We start from the raw sequence: 24754 nt of genomic DNA on the forward strand, positions 1-24754 counted from the left end.
CGTCATGACGGAGGCCTATGCTCACTCACATATTTGATGTTCTGAAAGGCCTGCAGTCCTTCGACCCCGCCTTCCGAACCGACGCCGCTGTCCTTGTAGCCCCCGAACGGCGTCTCCGGCAGCGATGCCTGCCAGTGGTTCACGATGACGTTGCCGGCTTCGATGCCGTCGATCATGGCGCCGGCATTGCGCATGTCGTTGGTCATCACGTAGGACGCAAGGCCGAACGGGAGCCGGTTGCAGAGACGGATGGCATCTTCGGCCGTGTCGAACGCGGTTGTTGCGGCGATCGGGCCGAACGGCTCCACGTTCGAAACCAGGCACTCCTCATCGACATTCGCGATCAAGGTCGGGCTGTAGAAGCAGCCCTCGCCTCCGATCCGCTTGCCGCCGACCGGGATCGCGATCTGTCGCGAGCGGGCATCATCCAGGAAACGGTCCATCGCCTCCAGCCGGCGCGCATTGGCCAGCGGTCCCATCTTCGTCGCCGGATCGAGGCCGTTCCCGACCTTGATGGCTCTTGCGAGCTCGGTGAAACGCGCGACAAAGCGATCGTGGATCGAGCGGTGCACGTAGAACCGCGTCGGTGAAGTGCACACTTGCCCCGCGTTCCGATATTTTGCCGTCACCGCAGAAAGTGCCACCGCCTCTGGATCGACGTCTTGGAAGATCACCACGGGCGCGTGACCGCCGAGTTCCAGAGTCATTCGCTTCATGCCCTGCACCGCCAGCGATGCGAGCTGCTTGCCGACCGAGGTCGAGCCCGTGAAGGTTATGCCGCGAATGATCGGCGAGCCGATCAGCTTCGCCGATATCTCCGCGGGATTGCCGAACACGACGTTCAGCACCCCGTCCGGCAGACCGCTCTCCTGCAGCAATGCGGCAATGGCAAGTGCGGTCGCCGGCGTTTCTTCCGACGCCTTGATGATGACGGAGCAACCGGCGGCGAGCGCGCCGCTGATCTTTCGCGACGGCGTGATTGCCGGCGCATTCCAGGAAGCGAACGCGGCAATGGGACCTAGCGGCTCGCGCACAGCGAACTGCATGGCCCCTTGCGTTCGCGGCGGAATGACCCGCCCATAGGCGCGTCGCCCCTCCTCTGCATTCCAGTTGAAGATCCCCGCGGCCTGCTCAACCTCGGCCTTTGCTTCGGCGATCGGTTTGCCCAGTTCCAACGTGATCAGCGCCGCGATCTGGTCCCGCCGCTCCAGCATCCGGGCGGATGTCTGCTGCAGCACCCGCGCCCGCTCGACCGGCGACGTGCGCCGCCATCGGTCGAAACCCGCGGCCGCGGAAGCCAGGGCTTCGTCAAGATCAGCCTCGGTCGCATGCGGAAGCTCGGCCAGGACATTTCCGGTCGCCGGATTGTAGACCGGCTCGCCCCTTCGGCCGTCAAGGCCGATCCATCGGCCGCCGATGAACAGCCTCAGTTCAGGATAGTCCATTGCCATGCGAACGCTCGATCTCATTTCTCGGTGAGCAGCGGGCAGTTGCCGTCCTTCAAGGAACGAAACGCCTTGTCACCCGAAACGGTGGCGAGCACCTTGTAGTAGTCCCACGGATATTTCGATTCCGAAGGCTGCTTCACCTGCAGCAGGTACATGTCGCGCAACACACGGCCGTCCTCGCGGATACTGCCGTTCACCGTGTAAAAATCATTGATCGGCGTCTTACGCATCTGTTGTGCGACAACCGTTCCTTCATCGCTCTTGGTTACTTCCACCGCCTTGAGGTAGTGCGTCACGGCACCGTAGACGGCCGCCTGAAGGCTGCCGGGCGCCTTGCCGTTGAAGCGCTCCATGAAGCGTTTGCTCCATGCGCGGGTCTTGTCGTTGAGATCCCAATAGAAGCTGTCGGCAAACATCAGGCCTTTGGCGCTGTTGAGACCGAGAGCGTGAATGTCGGGAAGGTTCACGAGCAAGGCCGCGATATTCTGGCCGCCATCGGTCAGACCGAACTCGTTGGCCTGCTTGAGCGAGTTCATCATATCTGCCCCGGCATTGGCGAGGCCGACCACCTGAGCCTTCGATGCCTGCGCCTGCAGCAGGTATGACGAGAAGTCGGAGGTGTTGAGCGGAGCCCGGGCCGATCCGAGTACCTGGCCCCCGTTCGCGGTGACCACCTTGGCCGCCTCCGCTTCCAAGGCGTGTCCGAAACTGTAGTCCGCAGTCAGGAAGTACCAGCTCTTCAGACCCCTATGCACCAGCGGTGCAGTCGCGACATTGGCAAGTGCATAGTTGTCGTACGCCCAATGGATACCGACCGGTGAGCAGGCCTTGCCCGTGAGGTCGGGCGTTCCGGGGCCGGTCGCCAGCAGGACCTTGTTCTTGTCGCGCGAGAGCTGCTGAACAGCGAGGGCGACCGCCGAGGACACGACCTCGGTGATGGTGTCGACACCCTCGGTGTCGTACCAGCGCCGTGCGATGCCAAGCCCGATGTCCGCCTTGTTCTGGTGATCGGCAGACACGACCTCGATCGGAACGCCGGCAACCTTGCCGCCGAAATCCTCAACCGCCATTTTCGCGGCGAGCACGGCGCCTGCGCCGACATTGTCGGCATACGGTCCCGACATGTCCGTGAGCACGCCGATTTTCACGACTCCGCCCGAAATCTCGGCCGCTGCCGGCGTGGCTGCCAGAGCAGTCGATACAGCCAGCACGATGGAACGAAGATTCATTTGCCCTTGTCCTCCCCTTTAATTGAAACTGACAAATTACCCCTTGCCGGCTGTCCGGCTGATTTCCTCGAGCACGGGCAGCAGGTAACCAATGAAAGCCTGAGGGTCCTCACTCATCGGAAAATGGCCGAGGCCTTTCATGATGGTGGCTTGGGCCCCCTTCACACTTGCGGCGACAGCCATTGTTTCCTCGGGCGTGCACGAATAGTCGTACTCGCCGGAAAGCAGGAACAACGGACAACGCGACGTGTCGATCTGCGCGACGCGCTCGCGGATGTCGCCGTCGATCTTGTAGAAATGCAGGTCGCCCTTGAAGACGCCCGGCCCGCCCTGCATGTAGTGCCACAGCGTTTCCCAGCGTTCCTTGACCGGCGCCTTCGGTCCGACCAGGCCGGAGACAATCGCCGCGCACACTTCGCCGCCGTGCACGTCGGGACGATGCAGGAAGTTGAGATCATAGTAAGGGTCGACGTGAGCGCCGGCCTGCAGGCCGATAATCGCGCGGAAGCGTTCGGGGTGCTCCAGCGCAAGATGCAGCACGATGCGTCCGCCGATCGAGCATCCCATCACGATGGGCTTGTCCAGCTCGAGCGCCTGCATGATCTCGAGGATCATGGTGGTGTATTGCTGCGAGGTGAGCTGATATTCCTCATCGTGCCAGCCAGCGGGCGGTGACGACTTCCCGTGCCAGGGCATATCGAACGCGATCACCCGATGACGGGCGATGATGTCCTTGTGATTCATCAGCGCCCGATATTGCCGGCCGTCCGAACCGGCCGTGTGCAGGCACAATAGCGGCGCGCCCTGCCCGGCCTCCTCGACGTAAAGGCGGTGCGGCCGGCCCAGCAGTTGAAGATTCATGTAGCGGCCGACGATCGGTTCAAAGCTCGCGCTCATGCTGCAACTCCCGCCCGCAGCTTCGCGAGGCTTTCCTTGAAGTAACGAAGGTTCGCCATGAAGACCTGGAGGTTCCCCTCGGCCTTCAGGACGCGGCGCTTGATCAGCGCCATCAGGTCATGCGAACCGGGCTGCGGGTCGGCCTGCCAGAACCTCGCCCACTCCTCCTGCGGGGCGCGCAGTGCGAACGACCATGAGGGCATCACGAAAGGTCCTTGCGTCACCGACGAAACCTGTCCTTCCACGATGTCTATCAGCCACTGCGTCGAGCCGACCTCGAGCAGGAAGTTGGTCGAGAGGAAACGGCCGCGGCGAACCAGGCCGGCATCGGCGTTTACACGCTCCTTCAATTGCTCAATCATCACGATCTCCCTGTTGTGCGAGCTGCACCAGCGCGTCGATCGCCAGGACGCCCTCTCCTTTTGGACGGACGATGAGGGGATTGATTTCTGCGTCGATCACGCCGCGCTCGCTATATTCGGCAAGTTTCGAGAATGCGACAATAGCGCGGGCCAGCGCCTCCAGATCACCGACGGGCCGGTTGCGAAAGCCCTGGAAGATGCGGGAGATGCTCAGCTCCTCGATCATCTCGCTCGCGCCTGCGAGGTCGACCGGCGCGAGGCGAATGCTTCGATCGCGATAGATCTCCGTGTAAATGCCGCCGGCAGCGAGCAGCACGATCGGCCCAGCGTCCGGGTCACGCCGATACCCGAGCAAGACCTCGCCGAGACCGGAGGTCATGGGCTGGACGAGGACTTGCCGCAGCGCAATCCCGGGGCAGTTCGTGGCGACTGAGGTGGCGATGCGCAGGATCGCGGCCTTGAGTTCCTCCGCGTTCATCACATTGAGCACGACGCCGCCGACATTCGTCTTGTGCGCGATCTCGGCGGAGAGCGCCTTGACCGCGACGGGATAGGAGAACGGCAGATCCAGCTTCGATCCGTCGGCCGGAAGCGACACGCTCGGCGCATGGTCGATTCCAAGGCCTGCCAGCAGAGCATAGGCTTCGAGTTCGTCGAGCTGTCGCGTGTCGGACGAGAGCTGAGCTGCCGGGGTCGCCGCGCGCGGTGTGCGCCTCTTGTAAGCTGCCGCGATCGCGTCGGCGCAGGCTTCCGGAGTCCTGAAGTTCGGCACCTCGGCTTCCGCAAGCAGACGCAACGCGTCCGGCGCATCGGGCACCAGGAATGCAGCAAGCGGCTTTCCGGATGCCGCACTGTCGATCACGGGCCTTACCGCGAGCTCGGGCTGAAACCGCGCCGAAGATCCCGTCACTGCGACCACCATGTCGAATTCAGGCGCCGCCAGCATCGCCTCAAGCGAGGCCTTCATGACGTCATAGCGCGTTCCGGCAAGCGTCAGATCGACGATCCGCTCATGCTGCACGGCCACGCCGGCAGCGCCAATGGCGGCGAAGGTCTCTTTCGAAGGTGTGACGACCTCAATTCCCCTGCCCGCCAGTCCATCCACCACCATCGCCGCACCGCCGCCGGTCGTGGTGAGGATGCCGACCCGAGGGCTTCGGCCCACGGTCGCGCCGAGGGGAACGCGTTCGAGCAGCGGCAACACCTCGAGGAGGGTTTCAAAATTCTCGACCCGGGCGATGCCGCAATCGGCCAGGAAAGCATCGGCGACGTCATCCTCGCCGGCGAGCGCGCCGGTATGCGACAGCGCCAATTCCGCCGCCACCGGCGAACGCCCGAGCTTGTAGGCCGCGACCGGCTTGCCGCGCGCCGCCGCGCCGAGCGCGAACGCCCTGAGATCGTCGGCGTGCCGCAGGCTCTCGAGAAACAGCATGTAGCTCGTGATCTCAGGGTCATCGAGTGTCGCCGCGCATATCTCGCCCAGACTGAGGTCGATTTCGTTGCCAACCGACACCAGGCCCGCAAAGCCTACGCCGCGCGTCTTGCCGCGCGATATCAATCCGCCAAGCATGCTGCCGCTGTGGGAGGCGACGAAGGTGCCGCCAACCGGAAGATCCGGCTCCGCAAACGCGGCGTTGGCGGTAAGGATCGTACGGTGGTGCAGGTTGATGGCGCCAAGGCTCGATGGCCCCAGGATGCGCAGCCGCGAGTCCGTGCACAGCGATTTGAGGCGCGCGACCCGCGCAGGTCCCGCGTTGCGGTCCTCGGAGAATCCTGTCGCCAGGATCGTCGCCACGGGCACACCCAGGCGCGCGCATTCCTCGACCGCCTCCAGGGCCTGCTCCGTCGGCGTCAGGATGAAGGCATGGTCCGGGACGGCGGGCAGCGCTGACAATGACGGCCATGCCCGCTCGCCCCCGATTTGCGCGCGGCGAGGATTGATAGGATAGATCGTGCCTTCGTATCCCGCCTGCCTCAGATAGCGCAGCGGCCGCGACGACGTCTTGGTGCTGTCGTCGGAGGCGCCGACCAGCGCGATGCTTCTGGGCGCCAGCAGCGGTTGAACGAAGCCGGTGTCCGCCATCGCCCTACTCGGCCGCCCGAACCTGGACGCCGCGCTGATCGAAACGCCGCTCGAAAACGTCCTCGGCAATCCGGTTCTTGAGGATCTCGATCGAGCCGCCGGCGATCATCCAGCCGCGCGTGCGCCGCATGCAGTACTCCGCCAGCCCCTCGGTGCTGTAGCCGAGACCGCCCATGATCTGCACCGCTTCGTTCGCGGCATCGAAACCGGCCTGATTGCAGGCCAGCTTCGCCATGGCGGTGTGGTACGCCGAGGGCAAGCCTTCCTTGACGCTTGCAGCGCGGTAGAGCAGCAATTGCGCGGAATCGAGCTTGGTCGCCATGTCCGCAAACTTCCACTGCAACCCTTGGAATTCGCACAGCAGCCGCCCAAACTGGCGGCGCACCAGCGCGTGCTCCCGCGCCAGATTGAAGGCATAGCGGCCAAGCGCGAGCGAGCGCGACGAATTGCCCAGCCGTTCAACGTTGAAGCCCGATATCTGTTTCTTGAAGCCGCCGGGGCCGAGCAGAACGTTGCTCTTGTGAATCCGGCAGTTCTCGAAATACAGCGGGCTCCACTCCTCTCCGCTCATGAACGAAGACGCCTTGCCGACCGTGAAACCCGGAGTCCCACGCTCCACCAGCACCGAGCCGATGCCTCCGACGCCAGGTCCGAAGCGCAGGTAGACCAGGAACAGGTTGGCATCCGGGCTGTGGGTTCCGAACACCTTGCTCCCGTCGATCACATAGTGATCGCCGTCGGCCTTTGCGGCAGTCTTCATCTCGGTCGCGGCGGAACCTGCATCCGGCTCGCTCATGCCGAGGCTGATGACGGCCCGGCCTCCGAGCAGGTCGGGCAGATAGCGGGCTTTCTGCTCGGCGCTGGCATATTCCACGAAGGTGCGGATCGGCCCAAAGTTGCCGGCCTGTACCACGTCGGCGCTGCGCGGGCAGACCGAGGCAATCTGCTCGATCGCGATCACGGAATCCAAGAGCGTTCCACCCTGACCGCCGTCGGCGGGATCAAAGGCGATGCCGAGCAGCCCCTGATCGGCCAGCAGGCGCGCCACATCGAACGGAAACCGCGGGTCATGCGCCCGGGCGATCGCGCCGTCAGCAAGGTTGTCCTCGGCGAAACGGCGCACCGAGTCCGCAAACATCTGCTGCTCTTCTGAGAGACTGAAATCCATCTGCAACCGGCCATGAAGAACGATACCGACGCCTGTTTTCCAGCCAAAGCATTGCCCGGCAACTGAACATAGATTATATGGTCATGACATTTTGTTATGGTCGTCCAATGCTCCCGCCGCTCAATCCGTTGCACGTGTTTGAAGTGACGGCCCGCCTGCAAAGCTTCACTCGGGCCGCGGACGATTTGCGCGTGTCACAACCGGCCGTGAGCCGCCAGATCCAGACGCTGGAGAATTTTTTCGGCTTTCGGCTGTTTGAGCGCGACAAGCTCGGTATCCGCCTGACGCCGGAGGGCGAGGAGCTGCAGCGTCAGATTTCGCCTGCATTTCGTGTTATCGAAACAGTCACGCAGCGGCTGGTCGCAAGCGGCAAATCGGAGCCGTTGCGACTGCGGGTCTACACGACCTTTGCGGCAAAATGGCTGATCGAGCGTTTGCCTTCATTCTATGCCGCCTATCCCAGCATCAGGCTCAGCATCAGCAATGCGGTGGCGCCGGTCGATTTCGAGAAGGAGAAGGTCGATCTCGCGATCCAGTTCGGCGGCGGCAAATGGCCGGGCGTCGAAAGCGAGCTGCTGTTTCGCGACCTTCTCCAACCGGTTTGCAGCCCCACTCTGCGGCGCAAGGCAAACCTGCATTCGATCGACGATCTGAAGCGGGTGCCGATGCTGCATTCGCATTATCGGCGGACAGATTGGGCGGACTGGCTGATGGCCTGCGATCGTCTCGATCTGTTGAATGACTCAGGGATTTCGTTTCCAAGCTCCGTGCTGACCTATCAGGCCGCGACCGAAGGGGTCGGCGTGGCGATAGGGCAGCTTCACCTCCTGCGCAACGAATTGCGCGACGGTTCGCTCGTGACGCTCTTCGAACAACCGCTCGAACGTCCGTTGGCGCACTATGCGGTCTGGCCGAAAAACCGTCCCCTGCCGAAAAAAGCTCGCAGCTTTCTCGCCTGGCTGAGAAGCCGCATGAGCGATTTTCAGCGGTAGGAGCCCCGGGTTCCTCAATGCGCGATCAACAATGGAACGGTCGCGTCCCGCAATAGGGCTCGGGTCACGCCGCCGAAGATCATTTGGCTTGTTCGCGCATGGCTGTAAGCACCGACCACGATCAGATCGCCGCTATGGCGCCCGGCAAAACCAAGGATGGCGTCAGCGACTGAAGCGCCATTGGACACAATCCGCTCGACCGCCACCTTTACGCCATGGCGAGACAAATACAGCCCTACATCGGCGCCGGGTTCTTCGCCATGCCGGTCATTCCTGTGGGCGTCCACCAGGAGGACAGTCACCGACTGCGCGGCTGCAAGCAGCGGAAGAGCATCCTTGATGGCACGACGCGCCTCACGGCTCGCATTCCAGGCGACCACGATGTGCTCGGCCGCGGTCCCACTCCAATCCTCGGGCAACAGGAGGACGGGTACACCGGTCGCAAGCAGCAGGGATTCCGCCGACCACTCTTGCGGCAGGCCGCCTGACCGCGGACTGCCGACGATCACGAGATCGGAATGAAGCGCGTTCAGCGCAGACGCCTCATTGGCTTCACCGGGAGGGATGCAACGAAACTCACAACTGATGTCCTCGCGGGTGGAGACGGTCGCGAAGCTTTGGCTCGCGGCCTTTGTCGCCGCCAGTTCGCTCGCCGTATGGCGTTGAATGAGTTCGCGAACCGCGGCCTGCCCTCGAACGAAGGATTCGGACGGATTGCCATCCCAGCCGAACGGCACCACGAAGATCCCGACCAGATGCGCGCGGTGACGGAATGCGAGCTTGACGGCATAGTCGGCGCGCGCCTCGCCGGCAGGCGACGGATCGAAGAAGACGGCTATCGTTCTCAGCGGCACGAAAAAACTCTCCAGCGAAGTGATGAAAACACGTAACGCGCGACAAGACAACAGCCGTTGACGTGGATCAAGTGCGTCGCGTTGTACCGGCTCTAACCGACGTCACCCGCAGCCGTCTCCACCTCAACCTTCGGAGGCAGACGTTCCATCGTCGCGTGCATGGAGGAGATCCAGCGCTTCTCGAACTTCGTCGTCTTCCAGCGAATCGAGGATCCTGCTCTCCTCCTCTGCCTGCCGGTTTTTGGTCTGGAGGCTTGTTTGGGTGCCTGTTCCGGATTCAGTGGCAACCACGTTCTTCTTGTCGGCCATAGACTGTCCTCGGTGATCAAGAGCGCGCCGTGCGCAGCTAGGCAGAGCATGAGGCATCCGCGGTGACGCGGGTTGAGCGAAATCAACTTTGCCGCGCGCATCGATGCGCCGGTCGCTCGGGAACCTGGCTCGCGAGACTGTCGGCGACAGAATTTGCGTTACGTCAACAGCCCGCGGATGCGGCGGTGCAAGATTGCGGACAAGCTCTGCAACCCAAGGCACTGACCGATGCAAGATCAAATCGAAGAGATCAAAGGAGGCGCGCAATCCGGCGATGTGCCTCATTCGCCCTCGCCTGCGCCCGCCTCGCATCTCCCCGTGCCGGTCCATCGAAACAGCAAGCGGCGCGGTTTGCGGATCGCGGCGGCGCTCCTCCTCGCTGCGCTCGGCGCCGGTGGCGGCGGCTATTACATCTGGAAGCAGGCGCATCCGCCGCTGCCCGTCGGCATCAGCGTCGGCAATGGCCGCATCGAAGCTGATGAAATCGACATCAGCACGAAATATGCCGGGCGCGTGTACGAGCTGTTGGCCGATATCGGCGACATGGTTGCGCCCGGACGGGTCGTGGCGCGGATGGATACGCGCGATCTCGAGCAGTCGCTCTCCAAATCGGTTGCTCAGGGCCGGCAGGCGCAGCGCGCCATCGAAGAAGCTCAGGCCGTGCTTTCCCAGCAGCAGGCGCAGAAAACGCTGGCCGAGCAGGAAAACCAGCGGACCGAGTACCTGCACAAGAATGGCTGGGCGACCAAGGAATTGATGGACCAGCGCAAGCAGCAGCTCGACGCCGCCAATGGCGCGCTTGCCGCGGCGCAAGCCAGGGTGCTCGAAACGCAGCATGCGCTGGAGGCTGCTCAGCACGATGCCGGTCTCTACAGGGTGCAGATCGCTGACAACACGCTGGTGGCGCCGAAGGCGGGCCGGATCCAGTACCGCCTTACCAATATCGGCGAAGTCCTTGCGGCCGGCGGCAAGGTCTTCACGATGCTGGATCTGACCTACGTCTACATGGACCTCTATTTGCCGACGACGGAAGCCGGCAAGGTGAAGGTCGGCGCTGACGCACGCATCGTTCTCGACGCCTACCCCGATCATCCGATCCCGGCGAAGGTTTCCTTTGTCGCAAGCCAGGCGCAGTTCACGCCGAAGACGGTGGAGACCAAGACCGAGCGCGACAAGCTGATGTTCCGTATCCGGGTCCGCATCGACCCGGAACGCCTGCTTGCGCGTGCGGACGCTGTCAGAAGTGGCCTTCCCGGTGTCGCCTATGTCCGCTGGGATCCCGCGATTGCATGGCCGGCGACGCTGCAGGGTGCTCCATGAACGGCGACGATCCGGTCGCAGTCGTTCGCGCCCTGTCCCATCGCTACGGTTCGGTGACGGCGCTCGACAGCATATCGGCCGACATTCCCGCCGGACGCCTGGTCGGCCTGATCGGGCCCGACGGCGTCGGCAAATCCTCCCTGCTCGCAATCCTCGCCGGCGCGCGGAAGATCCAGGAGGGCGCGGTCGCCGTGCTCGGCACCGACATCTCCAAGGCCGCCGAGCGCGCCCTGATCTGTCCGCGCATCGCCTACATGCCGCAAGGGCTCGGCAAGAATCTCTATCCCGACCTCAGCGTTAAGGAGAATGTCGAGTTCTTCGCCCGGCTGTTCGAGCAATCGCGCAAGGAGCGCGAGTGGCGCATCAATGAACTGCTGGAAAGCACAGGGCTTGCGCCGTTCGCCGACCGGCCGGCCAGCAAGTTGTCGGGTGGAATGCGGCAAAAGCTCGGGCTCTGCTGCTCGCTGATCCATGACCCAGATCTCCTGATCCTCGACGAGCCCACGACCGGCGTCGATCCGCTGTCGCGTCGCCAGTTCTGGGATCTCATCGACCGTATCAGGGGTCGCACGACGAAAATGAGCGTGCTGGTCGCCACCGCCTATATGGAAGAGGCCGAGCGGTTCGATTGGCTGATGGCCATGAACGAGGGCAAGATTCTCGCGACCGGCTCGCCCGCCGATCTCAAACAACAAACCGGCACCGAATCGATCGAAGACGCCTTCGTCGCCCTGCTCCCGCAGCGACAGCGTGCCAGCAACGAAAAGCCGATCGGTCCGCCGCTCAACGGTCACGCCGAGCCCGTCATTGTTGCCAAGGACCTGACCTGCCGGTTCGGCGACTTCACCGCCGTCGACCGCGTGAATTTCACGATCCGCCGCGGCGAGATCTTCGGCTTCGTTGGCTCGAACGGATCGGGCAAGACGACGACGATGAAGATGCTCACCGGGCTGCTGCCGTCCTCCGAGGGCGAGGCGCTGATCTTCGGCGAGGTGCTGCGCGCCGGCGATCTCGAAGCGCGCCGCCGTGTCGGCTACATGTCGCAATCCTTTTCCCTTTACGGGGAACTCACGGTTCGCCAGAACCTCGTCCTGCACGCGCGCCTGTTTCACCTGCCTCCGGCGTTTGCCGAGGCGCGCATCGCGGAGCTGATCGAGAAATGCGACCTCGCCGACTATCTCGATGATCTCGCCTCTTCGCTCCCGCTCGGGATCAGGCAGCGTTTGTCGCTTGCGGTCGCTGTCGTCCACAAGCCGGACCTCTTGATCCTGGACGAGCCCACCTCCGGCGTCGACCCGCTGGCGCGCGACCAGTTCTGGCAGCTTCTGATCGACCTGTCGCGCAATCAAGGGATGACGATTTTCGTCTCGACGCATTTCATGAACGAGGCGGCGCGCTGCGATCGGCTGTCGCTGATGCACGAAGGGCGCGTGCTTGCCACCGAAACGCCGGCCGGATTGGTCAAGGCGAGAAACGCCAAGAGCCTGGAGGATGCGTTCATCAGCTTCCTCGAGCAGGAAAAGCCGGGCGCGGCCTCGACCGTGACTCTCGACCAGCCGCAAGCGATAACCGCCGCGCCGGACAAGACGGTCGGCCGCGAGAACCGACGTTCCTTTTTCAGCTTTCGGCGGCTGTTCGCCTATACGATCCGCGAGGGCCTTGAGCTGATGCGCGATCGTATCCGGCTGATGTTCGCCCTGTTCGGCACCGCGCTCCTGATGATCGTGTTCGGCTTCGGCATTTCGGCCGACGTCAACAATCTCAGCTTTGCCGTGCTCGATCGCGATCAGACGCCCGAAAGCCGCGCTTATCTGTCGGAGCTGAGAGGATCGCCCTATTTCCTCGAAAAGCCTCCGCTGACCGATTATACCGATCTCGATCGCCGGCTGAAGAATGGGGACATCAGTGTCAGCATCGAGATTCCCCCGAACTTCGGCCTCGACATCAAGCGCGGGCGGCCGGCCTACGTGTCGGCATGGATCGACGGCGCCATGCCGTTTCGCGCCTCGACCATTCGAGGTTACCTGCAGGGCATGCACCAGCTCTATCTGAGCGACCCCGTGCTGAACACGACGCAGGCGGCTTCCCCCCTGCCCGCCAATATCGAAGTCCGGTTCAAGTACAACCAGGATTTTGACAGCATCTACGCCATGGTGCCGTCGACACTTGCAATGATGCTCGCACTGTTTCCGGCCATCCTGATGGCGCTCGCAGTCGTTCGCGAGAAGGAGCTTGGCTCGATCACCAACCTCTACGTCACCCCGGTGACGCGGCTGGAATTCCTCGTCGGCAAGCAGCTTCCTTACGTCGCCGTCGCGCTGATCAATTTCATCATCATGTTCGCGATGGCGGTCTTCATTTTCGACGTGCCGCTGAAGGGCAGCTTCGTGGCGCTCTTTGCCGGCACGGTGATCTACGTCTTCACGACGACCGGCTACGGCATGCTGATCTCGACCTTCTGCACGACCCAGATAGCCGCGCTGTTCGGCACCGCGATCCTCACCATTCTTCCGGCCCAGCAATTTTCAGGCATGATGACGCCTGTCTCTTCGCTTTCCGGATCGGCGCAGCTGATCGGGCTTTGCTTTCCGATGAGCTATTACCGCCCGATCAGCGTCGGCGCCTTCACCAAGGGACTGGGCCTTGCCGATCTCGGTTCGAGCATCCTCATGCTCCTTGTCTTTGTCCCTGTGCTGACGTCGCTCAGCATGCTGCTGCTCCCCAAGCAGGAGCGATGAAACGATGCGCTCCCTCTCCAACATCTTCTGGCTCGGCACCAAAGAACTGCGCAGCTTCTTCAGCGACTGGGTGCTGCTCGGGTTCGTGATCTACTCCTTCTCGCTTGCCGTGATCAGCCAAGCGCAAAGCAATTCGCAGGAGGTGTTCCATGCCTCGATCGGGGTGGTCGATGAAGATCACTCGGAATTATCCCGCCGGATCACGCATGCGTTCCTGATGCCCTATTTCAAGGAGCCGGTGGCGATCGCGCAGGGTGATATCGAGCACCTGATGAATACCGGAAAATACACCTTCGTCATCGATATTCCCCCGAACTTCCAGCGCGACGTTTTGGCGGGGCGCCAGCCCGGACTACAGATCAATGTCGATGCCACCGCAATGATCCAGGCCGGCCTGGGATCGGGCTACGCACAACAGATCATCAATACCGAGATCGCCCAGTTCGTGTCGCAGGTAGAACGCGTGCCCGACTCGCCGGTCAACCTGGCGGTCAGGATCGCGTTCAATCCCAACGTGACGACGGCCTGGTTCTCCAGTGTCATGGGCATCATCTCGAGCGTCACCATGCTCGCGATCATCCTCGCGGGTGCTGCGCTGGTGCGCGAGCGCGAGCATGGCACGATGGATCATCTCCTGGTGATGCCGCTGAGCCCGTTCGAGATCGCGATGTCGAAGATCTGGGCCAACGGGTTCGTCATTGCGGGCGCGGTCGGGCTATCGCTTTATCTGGTGGTCCGCTTGCTGCTGAAGATACCGATCGCCGGCTCGATCCCGCTCTTCATGTTTGGAGCGATCCTCTATCTCTTCTTCGCGACCGCCATCGGGCTGTTCCTCGGCACGGTTGCGCGGTCGATGCCGCAGCTTGGCCTGCTCTACATGCTGGTCGCCGTGCCCATGAACGTCCTGTCCGGCGGCGCCACGCCGCTGGAGAGCATGCCGCCCTGGCTCGCGACCGTGATGCAGGCATCGCCCTCGACGCACTTCGTCTCCTTCGCCCAGGCGATCCTCTATCGCGGCGCCGGCCTCGACGTGGTGTGGCCGCAATTCCTCGCCGTCGCCGGCATCGCCTCGCTGTTCCTAATGCTGTCGCTGCTGCGCTTCCGGTCCACGCTCAGCTCGGCGTCGAACTAGAGCTTCGGTTCTGATTGAATCAGAACCGAAGCTCTAGATTATTGTTTTGACGCGTTTTCTTCACGCGAACCGGCATCCACTTCGCTCGAAAACGCTCTGGCGATGCGAACAATCACGATCACGTGCGCGGCCGGCCGCTTGATCTTTGTCAACGTCGAACGAGCTTCTCTAATGATGATCGATACGACCGGAGGTCGAACATGCGCAAATTCATCATTTTTGCCGCGCTCGGCGCGGCCGTTTCAATTGCAGCATCACACGGCGTGCGCGCGGCGGACGCTGTGCCGAAATTTGACATCGCCCGGATCTGCAAGGCGGAGACTGCGGAGACGGTAGGGATCGGAGAGACCCTGGAGTCCTGCATGAAGGCCGAAGAGCAGGCCCGAACGCAAGTGGCCGGGCAATGGAGCAAGTTCACAGCGAAAGACAAGGCGGCATGCATCGGCGAGTCCAGCATCGACAGTACGCCGAGCTATGTCGAGCTCCAGACCTGCCTCGAAATGGCCACTGACGCGCATGCTACGACGGGGTCACGAAAGTAGCCCGAAGCGCTATCGTCCGCTGAACCGCGGCTTCCGACGTTCCAGGAATGCCGCGACGCCTTCCTTGTGGTCCTCGGTCAGGCTCGCCAGCGCGAACTGATCGACGTCCATATGGCTGGCCAGATCGTCGAGCGCGTGCGCGAGGCGGTTGACCGTGAGCTTTGTCATGGCGACCGAGATCGGTGGCTGCGCGGCGACCTTTGTCGCAAGCGCCATGGCGGCGTCAAACGCCTTGCCGGGCTCGGCCACCTGCTCCACCAATCCCCATTCGTAGGCCTCCGCGGCTGAGATGCGGTCGTCGGCGAGGATCACGGCCTGCTTGGTCCGTGCCGGCCCCATCAGGTGCAGCATGCGCGGCACGCTCTGCCAGCTCATGTTCATGCCGAGCCCGATCTCGGGCACGCGCATATGGGCGTCGCGCGCCATGACGCGGAAGTCGAGCGCAACCGCCAGCGCCACGCCGCCACCGACGCAGAAGCCCTCGATCGCGCCGATCGTGACCTGTTCCATGTCCTGCCAGGCCCGCGTCAGCCGCGGCCCCAGTTTCAGGTGGCGGCGCAGCGTGCCGATGTCCATGGTGCGGCGCGAACGGCCTTCGGCATCCTTGAGATCGAAGCCGGCGCTGAAGGCTTTTGCGCCGCCGGTAAGCACGACGACAGACGTCGCGCCGTCATCCTCGAAGCTGCGCGCGGCATCGGTGAGCTGGCGAAGCGCCTCCGGCGACAGGGCATTGATGCCGTCGCCGCGGTCGAAGCGCACGACCGCGATGCGGCCCTCCAGGCCAAGGCCTTTTTCGATTGTTACGTATTCGGCCACGATTGCCTCCCTGTCATGGCCGAAATGCTAGCAGAGTCTGCACCTCGACATATCAGGCTTTTTGCGCCTATGCTTATTCCATGAGCGATCACGACCATCATCATCACGACCACGACCATTCGGAACTGTCGGAAACCGAGCTGCGCGTGCGCGCGCTCGAGACGATCCTGACCGAGAAGGGCTATGTCGAGCCGGCCGCGCTCGACGCCATCATCCAGGCCTACGAGACCCGGATCGGCCCCCACAACGGCGCGCGGGTCGTCGCCAAGGCCTGGACGGATCCCGCGTTCAAGCAGGCGCTGCTGGAGGACGGCAGTAAGGCCGTCGGCACGCTCGGCCATGTCAGCCGCGTCGGCGACCATCTTGTCGTGGTCGAGAACACGCCACAGCGCCACAACATGGTCGTGTGCACGCTGTGCTCCTGCTACCCCTGGGAAATGCTCGGCCTGCCGCCGGTCTGGTACAAGGCCGCGCCCTATCGCTCGCGCGCGGTGAAAGACCCGCGTGGCGTGCTCGCCGATTTCGGCGTGACGCTGCCGAAGGAGACCGAAATCCGCGTCTGGGACTCGACCGCCGAGACGCGGTTCCTGGTGCTGCCGATGCGGCCTGAAGGCACGGAGGGCTGGAGCGAGGCGCAGCTTGCCGACCTCGTGACGCGCGACTCCATGATCGGCACCGGATTTCCGAAGCAGCCGGGAGCGCCGTCATGAACGGCGTGCACGACATGGGCGGCATGGATGGGTTCGGCAAGGTCGAGCCCGAGCCGAACGAGCCGATGTTCCACGCCGCGTGGGAAGCGCGGGTGATGGCGATGGTGCGCGCGATGGGCGCCGCCGGCGCCTACAACATCGACACCTCGCGCTATTATCGCGAGACCTTGCCGCCGCACGTCTATCTTGCCAGTTCCTATTATAAGAAGTGGCTGCTCGGACTCGAGGACCTCTTGCTGGACAAGGGGTTCATCGCAAAAGAGGAAGTCGACACAGGCCATGCGGCGCAGCCGCCGAAGCCGCTCAAGCATGGCAAGTTCGAGCTCGACGACGTCGAGCGCGTGATGGTGCGCGGCAAGTTCGGCCGCACGGCGCCGGTGCCCGCAAAGTTCAAGCCGGGCGACAAGGTGCGCGCGAAGAACATCCATCCCCTCACGCACACGCGGCTGCCGCGCTATGTGCGCGGCCATGTCGGCGTGGTCGAACGCGACCATGGCTGTCATGTGTTCCCGGACTCGGCCGCAATGGAAGCCGGCGAGAACCCGCAGTGGCTCTACACCGTGGTGTTCGACGGGACCGAATTGTGGGGACCGGATTCCGATCCGACTGTCAAGATTTCAATCGACGCCTTCGAGCCATATCTGGAGCCTGCCTGATGGATGGCGCCGCAGCCGCGCGCGCCACGGCCGCCGTGCCGAGCATCCCGCGCGATGATGACGGCCCGGTGTTCCGCGAACCCTGGCAGGCGCAGGCCTTCGCAATGGCGCTGACGCTTCATGAGCGTGGCCTGTTCACCTGGAGCGAATGGGCCGCAGCCCTCGCCGACCAGATCAAGCGCGCGCAGGCGGCCGGCGATCCCGACACCGGGGAAACTTATTACCGCCACTGGCTCGCGACGCTGGAACATCTCGTCGGCGAGAAAGGCGTCGCCACCACCGAGACCCTGCACCGTTACCGGGACGCCTGGGACCACGCCGCCGACCGCACCCCGCACGGCAAGCCGATCGAACTGCGGCCGGAGGACTTTGCCGGCTAAGCCGCGGCTTGGCTCATTCTCCCCGCCGCGCTCTCTCCACGACTTCCGCCGCCGTGAGCGGATTGGCGGGATGCCATGTCAGACAGATAGGCGTGCGAATCCGCATCGGGCGCGGAACTGCCTCGGTCGAAAAATGGAACTCTCCGCGGATCAACCGCGCGACGTCCTCCCCGCCCCCGCCTCCTTTTGCTTCGAGGAGGCCGCGGGTGGCTGCGATCGTTGCCGGCGAGCTCATGCGACCATAAAAGTGGGTCGTGCAGTTCGAGACGATCTTGTTGTCGATGCCGGTCGGCGTCTGCGTGGCAAAGATCATCCCCAACCCGTATTTGCGGGCCTGGGCCGCGAGCGCCAGCGTGCTTTCCTTGCAGGGCGTCGTCTTCAACGAGGGCGCAAAGTTCTGCGCTTCGTCGAGCACCAATAGCCGCCCGGTGGGGCTCGGATGACGCTTGATCCAGGTGAACAGCGACATCTGCAACTGATTGACAAACGACTGCTTGGCCTCGTCGCTCGCCAGCCCCGAGAAGTTGATGACGGATATCCTGGTCCTGCCCGGATCAGTGCCGAACAGGATTTCCGGATCGAGCGGCACGCCACGCGATTGCAATAGCGGATTGGTCGCGATCGCTGCACGCAGCAAGTTCGCCATGCCGGCAGCGAGCTTTGGCGCGCCGTCAATCTGGCTGACCTCCTCGGGAAGTTCCGACAGGGTGTCGATCAGCCGCTCCAGGCTTCCGCCGCCTTCCCTCGCGAACGTCCGCAAGGCATCGGCCAAGACCCCCTCTTTCAATTGGGCATTGGCGCCTCTCGCCCCGATAAACGGCGCCAGCGTCGCGCGCGCCATCTCGATCGCCTGCGCGCGCTCGTCCTCGTCGTCACCAAGACCGGCGAAGTCCGGCAGCAGCGCCAGCGACATCGGGCGGCCGGCGTTGCGGCCGGGCGTCCAGATCGTAACATCGACGTTACGGCCGTACCTGGCGGCCTTGCCTGCGTCCTCCTCGGTCCAGCCTTCCGGCGGCACGGGCCACTGATCGCCCAGTCGCGCAAGGTCGTTGTTGGTGTCGAGGACAATTGCGGGGATACCCAGCAGCGCGGCTTCCTCGACAATCCGGCGCAGCAGGACGGTCTTGCCGGAGCCGCTGCCGGCGAGAATGGCAACGTGCCGCGGCAGGAGATCGGCTGCGAGTTTCACGGGCGTGCCGACGGTGCCACGGTCGTAACGATGGCCGAGCGGAATATCCCGCCCGGCGTTCGTCTCTTGCGGCTCCGGCTTGTGAGGGCTTGTCGATGCAGTCGCTCCGGGCATCGGCCTGGGTGACGGCGCCGGTGAGGGAGTGGCCGCCGCTCGGTCCCGTGTTGTATCGGCTGCGGTGCCGGCCGGACCCGGTCCGTTTGGCGGTGGCGCAGACGGCAGGAACGCAGGCGGCGCAAGGCCTGCCGCACGAAACAGTGACGTCTCGAACAACGGCTTGTTCTCGCGCAGCCAGGCATCGAACCCCTCGGGCTTTCGCTCCGTCATGGAGTTGAGCGCCATAAAGGTCCGCAGATCATCATCGCTGAGAGCGACGAACTTGCCGCCCGCTTGTTCAAATTTTTCGACAAGCTGCTTGGTCTTTGCCCCACCTGGGGTTGCATCCCTGCGCAGGATGAACAGATGCCTGAAACCAAGCGCGCGGTCGACGCCAGAAGCTGTCATGGCCGCGCGAAGTCGGCTTTGGAATGCAATGGCATTGCCGTGCGAAATGACGCGAAAACAGAAATGCTGCTCGCGATCGGCTTCGCTACGGAAGGTAAATGTCAGCCGCCCATGAAGTGACGGCCGCTGCTGGTCAGGGTCCTGCTGCGAAGCGACATCGATGTCGTCGGGCAGATTGAGCTGCCTGGCATAGACGTCCAGCGTTACGGCCAGAATGTCTGCCAAACGCCTCTCGTTGGCTTTCTCAAATAAGCCATCGACCACCGCAGCACTTCGCGTACGCTCGAACATGGCCTGCAGATCGGACGGTGGAGGCGGTGGCGCTGGTACTGGCTGATTGCCAAACGACTTGCAGATCAGCACCTCGCCTGCAGCGATGCAACGCTGCCGGTGATCGTCGCAGGCCTTCAGCAGTTGACGCGGCGTAAATCCGACCGCTGTCCCAAACGCCTCCGGGGCGAATGGCCATGTTTCGTACGGCGCCGGAAATCCAACGGTTGCGTAAGCAGGCGTCAGACGGGCCGCGACAAGCATCTGCGCCATCTGCGGCTGCGATAGCGCATTTAGGCGGGTAGGCTGACGATAACGCGCATCCACGGCAACCGTCGAGCGCGATTTGAGCACCTCCCATGACACATCGAGGCTCGAAATGATCGTTACAGCCCGTTGCTTCACCTCGTGAAGACCCATCAGGCCCTCGACGAGCTTCTCGATGATCGACTGCGTCTCCAGTTGTTCGGCACCGGCGAGCGCCCCCAACTGGCGTCTCTCAATGCTGGCCTCGCTGATGATCGGATCGATCTGGTCGACCGCAATCATCGTAGGTCCTACGAGGCTGAGCAACCACGAAAGCCCGCGCACGATCTCGATCGGCGGCTTGCGCAGCGCTACGAAACCGAGATCCCGCAGGCTCTGCGTATCCAATTCCATGCCCTGCAGCCAGCCATGCGCGATGCTGGCGCACTCGAGGTCATCCGAGATCAGCATCACCAGCGCGCGGATGATATCGCCATGCTGCTGTGTTTTTGCACGGTCTCCACGTGTCAGCGCAGTGATGAAGGTCTTGACCAACTCAGCCATCAATTCACGTGGCCGTCCCTTGTACCGGGCTGCGATTTCAGTCAATTGCGATTGCAGGCTGAGAAGGGAGATGAGCTTTTGAATTAGACGATCATACTGTATTTGGCGCCCGTCGACCCTGATCTGGAGCGAGTTGAGAAATCCGAGTGCCGCCGACGCCCAAAAATCCGTGACGCCGACGAAATCGAGCAGAATGAACGTGCCATCCCCCTCCCAGACACGGCGTCTGAGTTCTCCGACAAGGTGGGTCTTACCGTGCCCTGCCCCACCGAGAATGACGCGCCCAAGTGGCTCGTTGTCGGGCTCGGGTTCGCGCGTATTCCTGAGAAAATAGGCCATGACGTCTTCGACAACGTCCTGATGAATCGCCGATACGCTGTAGGCTTGATCTCGCCAGACGCTTCGCAACTGACGTGCCCAGTTGAAATCCACTTCACGCAAAACATCTAATTCTGTCATTACGCTGTTATCCAGATAATATGCCTGGGTTCATTGCCAATCTGCAGCGAAGTGGCGCGGTCCTCGTCCGTGACGTCAGGGCGATAGTCGAGCTGCATCAATGATGCCTCGCCGTCGCGCACCATCTGCATCAGTGCAGAGTCGACCTGTTGGCGGTCGAGGTCAGCAAGACGCGGGCGCAGGTCGCGGAGCAGCACGCGACGATCAAAACCTCCTGCAACCTCCCGATACGCCGCCCGAATACGCTCGCGCAGCTCGGCATGTTCCGGCCGGTGTTGTGCAGCCGGTGCGTCGGTCACCGGTACGGACTGTGCGACGAAGAAATCCGACAGACGCAGGCCGCGCGCCTTTAGGAAAGTGTGCAACCGCGCGAGCCAACCATGAAGGACGGAAGCGCCGGTGACATTGTCCGGCAAGGGATCACCGAGATGTTGCTCGGCCCAATCCCAACCTTTGTCGGTGACGGTAAGCAAGTAGGCGCGCTTAACTGTCGTGACCTCAACGAGACCTGCCTGCTCGAGCGCGCTGCGTTCGGGCGGATCGATCCTGGGCTTCAATTTACCGCCATACGCCGCTCCCCCCTCGCTCAACAATCCCCACATCGCAAGCGCCTGCTTCTCCGCGCGGATTTGCTCTGCGGTCTTTTGCGGCTTGGCCGGACTCTTCTTTGGAGTTGCGGCGGCCTTGCGTTTCCGACCGGCCCCGTCTGACGCTGTGGCGGCTTCAGCCTTCTTCGCTTTCTTTTCAGCCTTGGGTTGCTTTGCTTTCGCCACTGCTGCCTCGCTCATTTGATCCGACCGCGGCAAAGCTGGACGATGTCCCGGATTTTCTCAACGGCTTTTCCGACGTCCTGCGCAACCTCGTCGTTGGCAAGACGCAAGACCGTATATCCGCTCAGCATGAGCTCGTAATCGCGATGCCGGTCATACATAAAGGCGGCGCGATTGCCGTGGCTGCCATAGCCATCGAGTTCGATGACCATCCGGCCCTGCGTCCAAACGAAATCCACTTTCGGCCGCGATCCGCGAACGGTTTCGATGAATTGGTTGCAGTCGAACAAGCGCGCCAATTCCTGATCGCCGCGCAGTGCCTTCTCGAGGCGCTGTTCCGTTTCACTGAGCGGATGTGGCGAACCCATCCAGGGCGCGAGCCAGACTGTGTCCGTTGAAGGCGCCGGTATCTCTGTCTGATCGAGCTCCTCTTCCACCACCAGGACGCGGGCGTCATAGAGGATGCGGTCGAAGGGCGGCTGGTGCGGCGGCAACGCGCGAAACAGCGCGACCACTACGCATTGGGTAAGTTGAGCGATCCATTCCAGCGTATAAACAATGGCGGCAGGGTTGGAGTCCGCGCAGGCCTGGTCGGCATCGATGACCAACGCAAGGCCATGGCGGCTGATCGCGAGCGCAAGCTGCGCCACTTCGACCTCCGCAGGCACGTTCCGAACGCGCGGACGTCTTTGATCCAACGCCAGTTTAGTTGCAGCCTCCGCCCAAGTCATCTGCAAGTCATTGATATCGGCCGCAGCGCGGCGCACGATCGCAGATGCGGCCAGTTGGCCCAGCACGTCAGATCGGCATCCGGCAAAACTAATGTCGGTGAACCAAACAGGCCATAACCGCTGCGCAGTGTCGGCAAGCTGCTCCGTCAATTGCTGAACCGCGGCATCGGTCGTCTGCGCCCGTGACAGCCGCGTAAACAGCGCACGACGAGAATCCGGCTTGGCCTCGAGCTGGTCTATCACACGGCCAAGCATGGCTCCGTCCAGCCCGGCGAGAACCAATACCTTTCCCGGCGTCGCGTTTAAGACGATGCCGGCAATTGAATCTTGTGTAACGATCTCCCCAGCCACGATCGATCACAGCCAACAAAAATACCGTTACAACTGGACAGCGAACGTCCAGTGTGACGATCACAAGACAAAATGGCCGATAACTGCGGTGAAAAAGGTAATCGATTAGTTCTGCAGCCCGCCCATTTAAGAACATCACGAATTCATCTCAATTTCAAATTGAATACAGAAAAATTTTGAAATAGCGTCGCGAAATCCCAACGGTGGGAGTTAGGGGGATATAATGTCTGAGGTTGTCTCTTTTGGTAACATTGTGAATTCGCTTCGCTCTGTGCGTAACGAATACAACGAGCATCTGAAAGCCGTTCCGCAGTATTCGGCTTTCCTGCTGGTGGAGAGTTCGACGCAACAGGTCGCTGATACCTTGCAGGGCTTGGCGGCCGCGCAGTCGATGGCTGCGGAAGTCGTTGAAGCGCTCGAAGCCGCCAAGGCGAAGTGTCGGCAACATCTTGCAAGCGTGCCCGAATTCCGGGCGCTGCTCGCCATCGACAAGCTGATCAGCGATGTCTCCGCCGACCTCGGCCTGCAGACCGTCACCCAACCGCAGCCGGAGCAGGCGGCACCAGAGTTGAATGCGACGTCGGCATCTGCCGAGCCCGAAACGACTGCGGCGGATCAGGTTGTCGTTGCGGAAGCAGCGCAGGCCGTTCATGCCGAAGCGCAACCGGAGATCACATCTCAAGTCGAGACCACGGAGCAGACTACCGTCGCCCTCACTGCAACGACGCCCCCCGATGCGCAGGCAGAGCAAGCGTCCGCGGACGCGATTTCTCAAGTTCAGACCGCGCTCAGCGCTCCGGAGGATTCAGCGGAGGTAGCCTATTCCTCCAGTTCATCCGAGCCGGCGGCAAGCGCGCCGACAGACTTGAATCCAGCGAGCGCCGTCGCGACAGAGTCACATTCGGACAGTTCGCCGCCACCACAAACATTCGAAGCCGAAAAAGCCGCGTAGAAGATCGCCTATGGTACATCAATGCCACGCTCGAAAGAGCGTGGCATTTTCATTGGCCCGTGCGATCGCCTGCGCAAACCAACGCGACTTAACATCTCGTTAACCCTCATTCGGTTACCAATGCCTTAAGGGCAGAGGGAGCCGAGTCGATGATCGAAGATGCCGTCGCCAAGATCCAAGCCATCGAGCAAGCACTGAAAGACAAGACGCTGATCCAGTTGCAGGCGCGCCTCACCATTCGCGGTTGTTTAAAAGAGCTCCGCGACATCTCTGCGCAGCTTGAGCCCGACGGCAGGCGCTTGCCCCCGCACTGACGGCTCTACATGCGCGAGACGGCATCACGCTCCGCATATTCCCGCCATCCCCTCTCCCGCAGCGTACACGCCGGGCATTCGCCGCAGCCGTAGCCCCAATCGTGCGGCGCGCCGCGTTCGCCGAGATAGCAGGTATGGGAGTGCTCGCGGATCAGGTCGACCAGGCCAGTGCCGCCGAGTTCGTGGGCGAGCTTCCAGGTCTCGGCCTTGCTGAGCCACATCAGCGGCGTGTGCAGTTCGAAATTCCTGGCCATGCCGAGGCTGAGCGCCGACTGCAGCGCCTTGATGGTCTCGTTGCGGCAATCGGGATAGCCGGAATAATCGGTCTCGCACATGCCGCCGATGATGTGGCGGATGCCGCGGCGGTAGGCCAGCGCGGCCGCGAAGGTGAGGAACACCAGGTTGCGGCCAGGCACGAACGTATTGGGCAGGCCGTCCGCGCCCATCGCGATCGCGACGTCACGCGTCAGCGCAGTGTCTGAGATTTCGGCGAGCGTCGGGATTTCCAGCGTGTGACTCTCGCCAAGCTTTGAAGCCCAGTCCGGCCGCAGCGCCTTGATGCCGGAAATCAGCCCCTCCCGGCATTCGAGCTCGATCGCGTGGCGCTGGCCATAGGCGAAACCGAGCATTTCGACGCGCGCAAAATGCTTGAGCGACCAGGCGAGGCAGGTGGTGGAATCCTGCCCGCCGGAGAACAGCACCAGCGCGGTTTCGGACGATAAATCTTCGCTCATGGCGCGCGCTTTAGCACCACCTGCGACGGCGGCC

At 62.7% G+C, this 24754-nt stretch carries 23 protein-coding genes; 10 read left to right on the forward strand and 13 right to left on the reverse strand.

Going from position 1 to position 24754, the window contains the following annotated elements; translation table 11 throughout:
* Positions 1–2: 2 nt before the first annotated feature.
* The 6 genes from OZ411_RS01630 to OZ411_RS01655 are packed head-to-tail and all read right to left on the reverse strand — an operon-like array spanning position 3 to position 7187.
* Positions 3–1451: an NAD-dependent succinate-semialdehyde dehydrogenase gene (locus tag OZ411_RS01630; RefSeq protein ID WP_282526526.1), complete on the reverse strand. Its 1449-nt coding sequence runs from the start codon at positions 1449–1451 to the stop codon at positions 3–5.
* Between the two features lie 14 nt (positions 1452–1465).
* A complete protein-coding gene (locus OZ411_RS01635; RefSeq protein WP_282526527.1) occupies positions 1466–2677 on the reverse strand; it encodes an ABC transporter substrate-binding protein in 1212 nt (403 codons plus the stop codon).
* 36 nt (positions 2678–2713) lie between these two features.
* Positions 2714–3574, reverse strand: coding sequence for an alpha/beta hydrolase (locus tag OZ411_RS01640; protein ID WP_282526528.1), 861 nt, complete (start codon positions 3572–3574; stop codon positions 2714–2716).
* On the reverse strand, positions 3571–3936 hold the full coding sequence (locus tag OZ411_RS01645; protein ID WP_282526529.1) for a hypothetical protein: 366 nt from the start codon (positions 3934–3936) through the stop codon (positions 3571–3573). The genes OZ411_RS01640 and OZ411_RS01645 overlap by 4 nt, the downstream gene beginning before the upstream one ends.
* Positions 3929–6019, reverse strand: coding sequence for an acetate--CoA ligase family protein (locus OZ411_RS01650; protein ID WP_282526530.1), 2091 nt, complete (start codon positions 6017–6019; stop codon positions 3929–3931). Before OZ411_RS01650 ends, OZ411_RS01645 begins: the two co-directional genes overlap by 8 nt.
* Positions 6020–6023: 4 nt before the next feature.
* Positions 6024–7187, reverse strand: a complete 1164-nt coding sequence (locus OZ411_RS01655) for an acyl-CoA dehydrogenase family protein (protein WP_282526531.1) — start codon at positions 7185–7187, stop codon at positions 6024–6026.
* Positions 7188–7294: 107 nt separating this feature from the next.
* On the opposite strand from OZ411_RS01655, the gene OZ411_RS01660 reads away from it, so the two are divergent.
* Positions 7295–8179 (forward strand): LysR substrate-binding domain-containing protein, encoded by an 885-nt coding sequence (locus OZ411_RS01660; RefSeq protein WP_282526532.1) that lies wholly within the window; start codon positions 7295–7297, stop codon positions 8177–8179.
* A 14-nt stretch (positions 8180–8193) separates the two neighbouring features.
* Here OZ411_RS01660 and OZ411_RS01665 read toward each other — a convergent pair whose 3' ends face one another.
* On the reverse strand, positions 8194–9033 hold the full coding sequence (locus tag OZ411_RS01665; protein ID WP_282526533.1) for a universal stress protein: 840 nt from the start codon (positions 9031–9033) through the stop codon (positions 8194–8196).
* Between the two features lie 123 nt (positions 9034–9156).
* Positions 9157–9342: a hypothetical protein gene (locus tag OZ411_RS01670; protein WP_282526534.1), complete on the reverse strand. Its 186-nt coding sequence runs from the start codon at positions 9340–9342 to the stop codon at positions 9157–9159.
* A 228-nt stretch (positions 9343–9570) separates the two neighbouring features.
* On the opposite strand from OZ411_RS01670, the gene OZ411_RS01675 reads away from it, so the two are divergent.
* The 4 genes from OZ411_RS01675 to OZ411_RS01690 all read left to right on the forward strand — a co-directional run bounded on the left by OZ411_RS01675 (position 9571) and on the right by OZ411_RS01690 (position 15074).
* The gene (locus OZ411_RS01675; RefSeq protein ID WP_282526535.1) at positions 9571–10662 is read left to right on the forward strand and encodes an HlyD family efflux transporter periplasmic adaptor subunit; all 1092 of its coding nucleotides are present in this window, start codon (positions 9571–9573) and stop codon (positions 10660–10662) included.
* The gene (rbbA, locus tag OZ411_RS01680) at positions 10659–13400 is read left to right on the forward strand and encodes a ribosome-associated ATPase/putative transporter RbbA (RefSeq protein WP_282526536.1); all 2742 of its coding nucleotides are present in this window, start codon (positions 10659–10661) and stop codon (positions 13398–13400) included. The genes OZ411_RS01675 and rbbA overlap by 4 nt, the downstream gene beginning before the upstream one ends.
* Positions 13401–13404: 4 nt before the next feature.
* Positions 13405–14532, forward strand: a complete 1128-nt coding sequence (locus tag OZ411_RS01685; protein WP_282526537.1) for an ABC transporter permease — start codon at positions 13405–13407, stop codon at positions 14530–14532.
* Positions 14533–14732: 200 nt separating this feature from the next.
* A complete protein-coding gene (locus OZ411_RS01690; protein WP_130578449.1) occupies positions 14733–15074 on the forward strand; it encodes a hypothetical protein in 342 nt (113 codons plus the stop codon).
* Positions 15075–15083: 9 nt separating this feature from the next.
* Here the strand turns inward: OZ411_RS01690 and OZ411_RS01695 are convergent, their stop codons facing one another.
* Complete coding sequence (locus OZ411_RS01695) at positions 15084–15890, reverse strand: enoyl-CoA hydratase/isomerase family protein (RefSeq protein ID WP_282526538.1); 807 nt, start codon at positions 15888–15890, stop codon at positions 15084–15086.
* Positions 15891–15970: 80 nt separating this feature from the next.
* Here OZ411_RS01695 and nthA point away from each other — a divergent pair, with 80 nt between their 5' ends.
* The 3 genes from nthA to OZ411_RS01710 are packed head-to-tail and all read left to right on the forward strand — an operon-like array spanning position 15971 to position 17636.
* Positions 15971–16600 carry a nitrile hydratase subunit alpha gene (gene nthA / locus OZ411_RS01700; protein WP_282526539.1) on the forward strand — a complete coding sequence of 210 codons (630 nt, stop codon included), beginning with the start codon at positions 15971–15973 and terminating at the stop codon, positions 16598–16600.
* Positions 16597–17256 carry a nitrile hydratase subunit beta gene (gene nthB, locus OZ411_RS01705; protein ID WP_282526540.1) on the forward strand — a complete coding sequence of 220 codons (660 nt, stop codon included), beginning with the start codon at positions 16597–16599 and terminating at the stop codon, positions 17254–17256. The genes nthA and nthB overlap by 4 nt, the downstream gene beginning before the upstream one ends.
* Positions 17256–17636 (forward strand): nitrile hydratase accessory protein, encoded by a 381-nt coding sequence (locus OZ411_RS01710; RefSeq protein WP_282526541.1) that lies wholly within the window; start codon positions 17256–17258, stop codon positions 17634–17636. Before nthB ends, OZ411_RS01710 begins: the two co-directional genes overlap by 1 nt.
* Before the next feature lie 13 nt (positions 17637–17649).
* Here the strand turns inward: OZ411_RS01710 and OZ411_RS01715 are convergent, their stop codons facing one another.
* From OZ411_RS01715 to OZ411_RS01725, 3 genes are read right to left on the reverse strand one after another with little or no spacing between them, the layout of a single operon-like run.
* Positions 17650–20868 (reverse strand): ATP-binding protein, encoded by a 3219-nt coding sequence (locus tag OZ411_RS01715; RefSeq protein ID WP_282526542.1) that lies wholly within the window; start codon positions 20866–20868, stop codon positions 17650–17652.
* Complete coding sequence (locus OZ411_RS01720) at positions 20868–21656, reverse strand: hypothetical protein (protein WP_282526543.1); 789 nt, start codon at positions 21654–21656, stop codon at positions 20868–20870. Before OZ411_RS01720 ends, OZ411_RS01715 begins: the two co-directional genes overlap by 1 nt.
* Positions 21653–22720: a DUF559 domain-containing protein gene (locus OZ411_RS01725; RefSeq protein ID WP_282526544.1), complete on the reverse strand. Its 1068-nt coding sequence runs from the start codon at positions 22718–22720 to the stop codon at positions 21653–21655. Before OZ411_RS01725 ends, OZ411_RS01720 begins: the two co-directional genes overlap by 4 nt.
* Before the next feature lie 223 nt (positions 22721–22943).
* On the opposite strand from OZ411_RS01725, the gene OZ411_RS01730 reads away from it, so the two are divergent.
* Positions 22944–23672 carry a hypothetical protein gene (locus OZ411_RS01730; RefSeq protein WP_282526545.1) on the forward strand — a complete coding sequence of 243 codons (729 nt, stop codon included), beginning with the start codon at positions 22944–22946 and terminating at the stop codon, positions 23670–23672.
* 149 nt (positions 23673–23821) lie between these two features.
* Positions 23822–23986, forward strand: coding sequence for a hypothetical protein (locus OZ411_RS01735; RefSeq protein WP_282526546.1), 165 nt, complete (start codon positions 23822–23824; stop codon positions 23984–23986).
* A 5-nt stretch (positions 23987–23991) separates the two neighbouring features.
* Here the strand turns inward: OZ411_RS01735 and queC are convergent, their stop codons facing one another.
* Positions 23992–24720, reverse strand: a complete 729-nt coding sequence (gene queC, locus OZ411_RS01740; protein WP_282526547.1) for a 7-cyano-7-deazaguanine synthase QueC — start codon at positions 24718–24720, stop codon at positions 23992–23994.
* Between the last annotated feature and the right edge of the window lie 34 nt (positions 24721–24754).

This window comes from Bradyrhizobium sp. Arg237L (assembly GCF_029990105.1).
In the GTDB taxonomy this organism is placed as follows: Bacteria; Pseudomonadota; Alphaproteobacteria; order Rhizobiales; family Xanthobacteraceae; genus Bradyrhizobium.

Bases quoted from the DNA above. Each gene is read 5' to 3' on its own strand.
- nthB (WP_282526540.1), top strand. From the start codon at position 16,597: ATGAACGGCGTGCACGACATGGGCGGCATGGATGGGTTCGGCAAGGTC.
- OZ411_RS01655 (WP_282526531.1), bottom strand. From the start codon at position 7,187: ATGGATTTCAGTCTCTCAGAAGAGCAGCAGATGTTTGCGGACTCGGTG.
- OZ411_RS01650 (WP_282526530.1), bottom strand. From the start codon at position 6,019: ATGGCGGACACCGGCTTCGTTCAACCGCTGCTGGCGCCCAGAAGCATC.
- OZ411_RS01730 (WP_282526545.1), top strand. From the start codon at position 22,944: ATGTCTGAGGTTGTCTCTTTTGGTAACATTGTGAATTCGCTTCGCTCT.
- nthA (WP_282526539.1), top strand. From the start codon at position 15,971: ATGAGCGATCACGACCATCATCATCACGACCACGACCATTCGGAACTG.
- OZ411_RS01635 (WP_282526527.1), bottom strand. From the start codon at position 2,677: ATGAATCTTCGTTCCATCGTGCTGGCTGTATCGACTGCTCTGGCAGCC.
- OZ411_RS01720 (WP_282526543.1), bottom strand. From the start codon at position 21,656: ATGAGCGAGGCAGCAGTGGCGAAAGCAAAGCAACCCAAGGCTGAAAAG.
- rbbA (WP_282526536.1), top strand. From the start codon at position 10,659: ATGAACGGCGACGATCCGGTCGCAGTCGTTCGCGCCCTGTCCCATCGC.
- OZ411_RS01690 (WP_130578449.1), top strand. From the start codon at position 14,733: ATGCGCAAATTCATCATTTTTGCCGCGCTCGGCGCGGCCGTTTCAATT.
- OZ411_RS01675 (WP_282526535.1), top strand. From the start codon at position 9,571: ATGCAAGATCAAATCGAAGAGATCAAAGGAGGCGCGCAATCCGGCGAT.
- OZ411_RS01645 (WP_282526529.1), bottom strand. From the start codon at position 3,936: ATGATTGAGCAATTGAAGGAGCGTGTAAACGCCGATGCCGGCCTGGTT.
- OZ411_RS01670 (WP_282526534.1), bottom strand. From the start codon at position 9,342: ATGGCCGACAAGAAGAACGTGGTTGCCACTGAATCCGGAACAGGCACC.
- queC (WP_282526547.1), bottom strand. From the start codon at position 24,720: ATGAGCGAAGATTTATCGTCCGAAACCGCGCTGGTGCTGTTCTCCGGC.
- OZ411_RS01660 (WP_282526532.1), top strand. From the start codon at position 7,295: ATGCTCCCGCCGCTCAATCCGTTGCACGTGTTTGAAGTGACGGCCCGC.
- OZ411_RS01630 (WP_282526526.1), bottom strand. From the start codon at position 1,451: ATGGCAATGGACTATCCTGAACTGAGGCTGTTCATCGGCGGCCGATGG.
- OZ411_RS01715 (WP_282526542.1), bottom strand. From the start codon at position 20,868: ATGACAGAATTAGATGTTTTGCGTGAAGTGGATTTCAACTGGGCACGT.
- OZ411_RS01685 (WP_282526537.1), top strand. From the start codon at position 13,405: ATGCGCTCCCTCTCCAACATCTTCTGGCTCGGCACCAAAGAACTGCGC.
- OZ411_RS01710 (WP_282526541.1), top strand. From the start codon at position 17,256: ATGGATGGCGCCGCAGCCGCGCGCGCCACGGCCGCCGTGCCGAGCATC.
- OZ411_RS01735 (WP_282526546.1), top strand. From the start codon at position 23,822: ATGATCGAAGATGCCGTCGCCAAGATCCAAGCCATCGAGCAAGCACTG.
- OZ411_RS01640 (WP_282526528.1), bottom strand. From the start codon at position 3,574: ATGAGCGCGAGCTTTGAACCGATCGTCGGCCGCTACATGAATCTTCAA.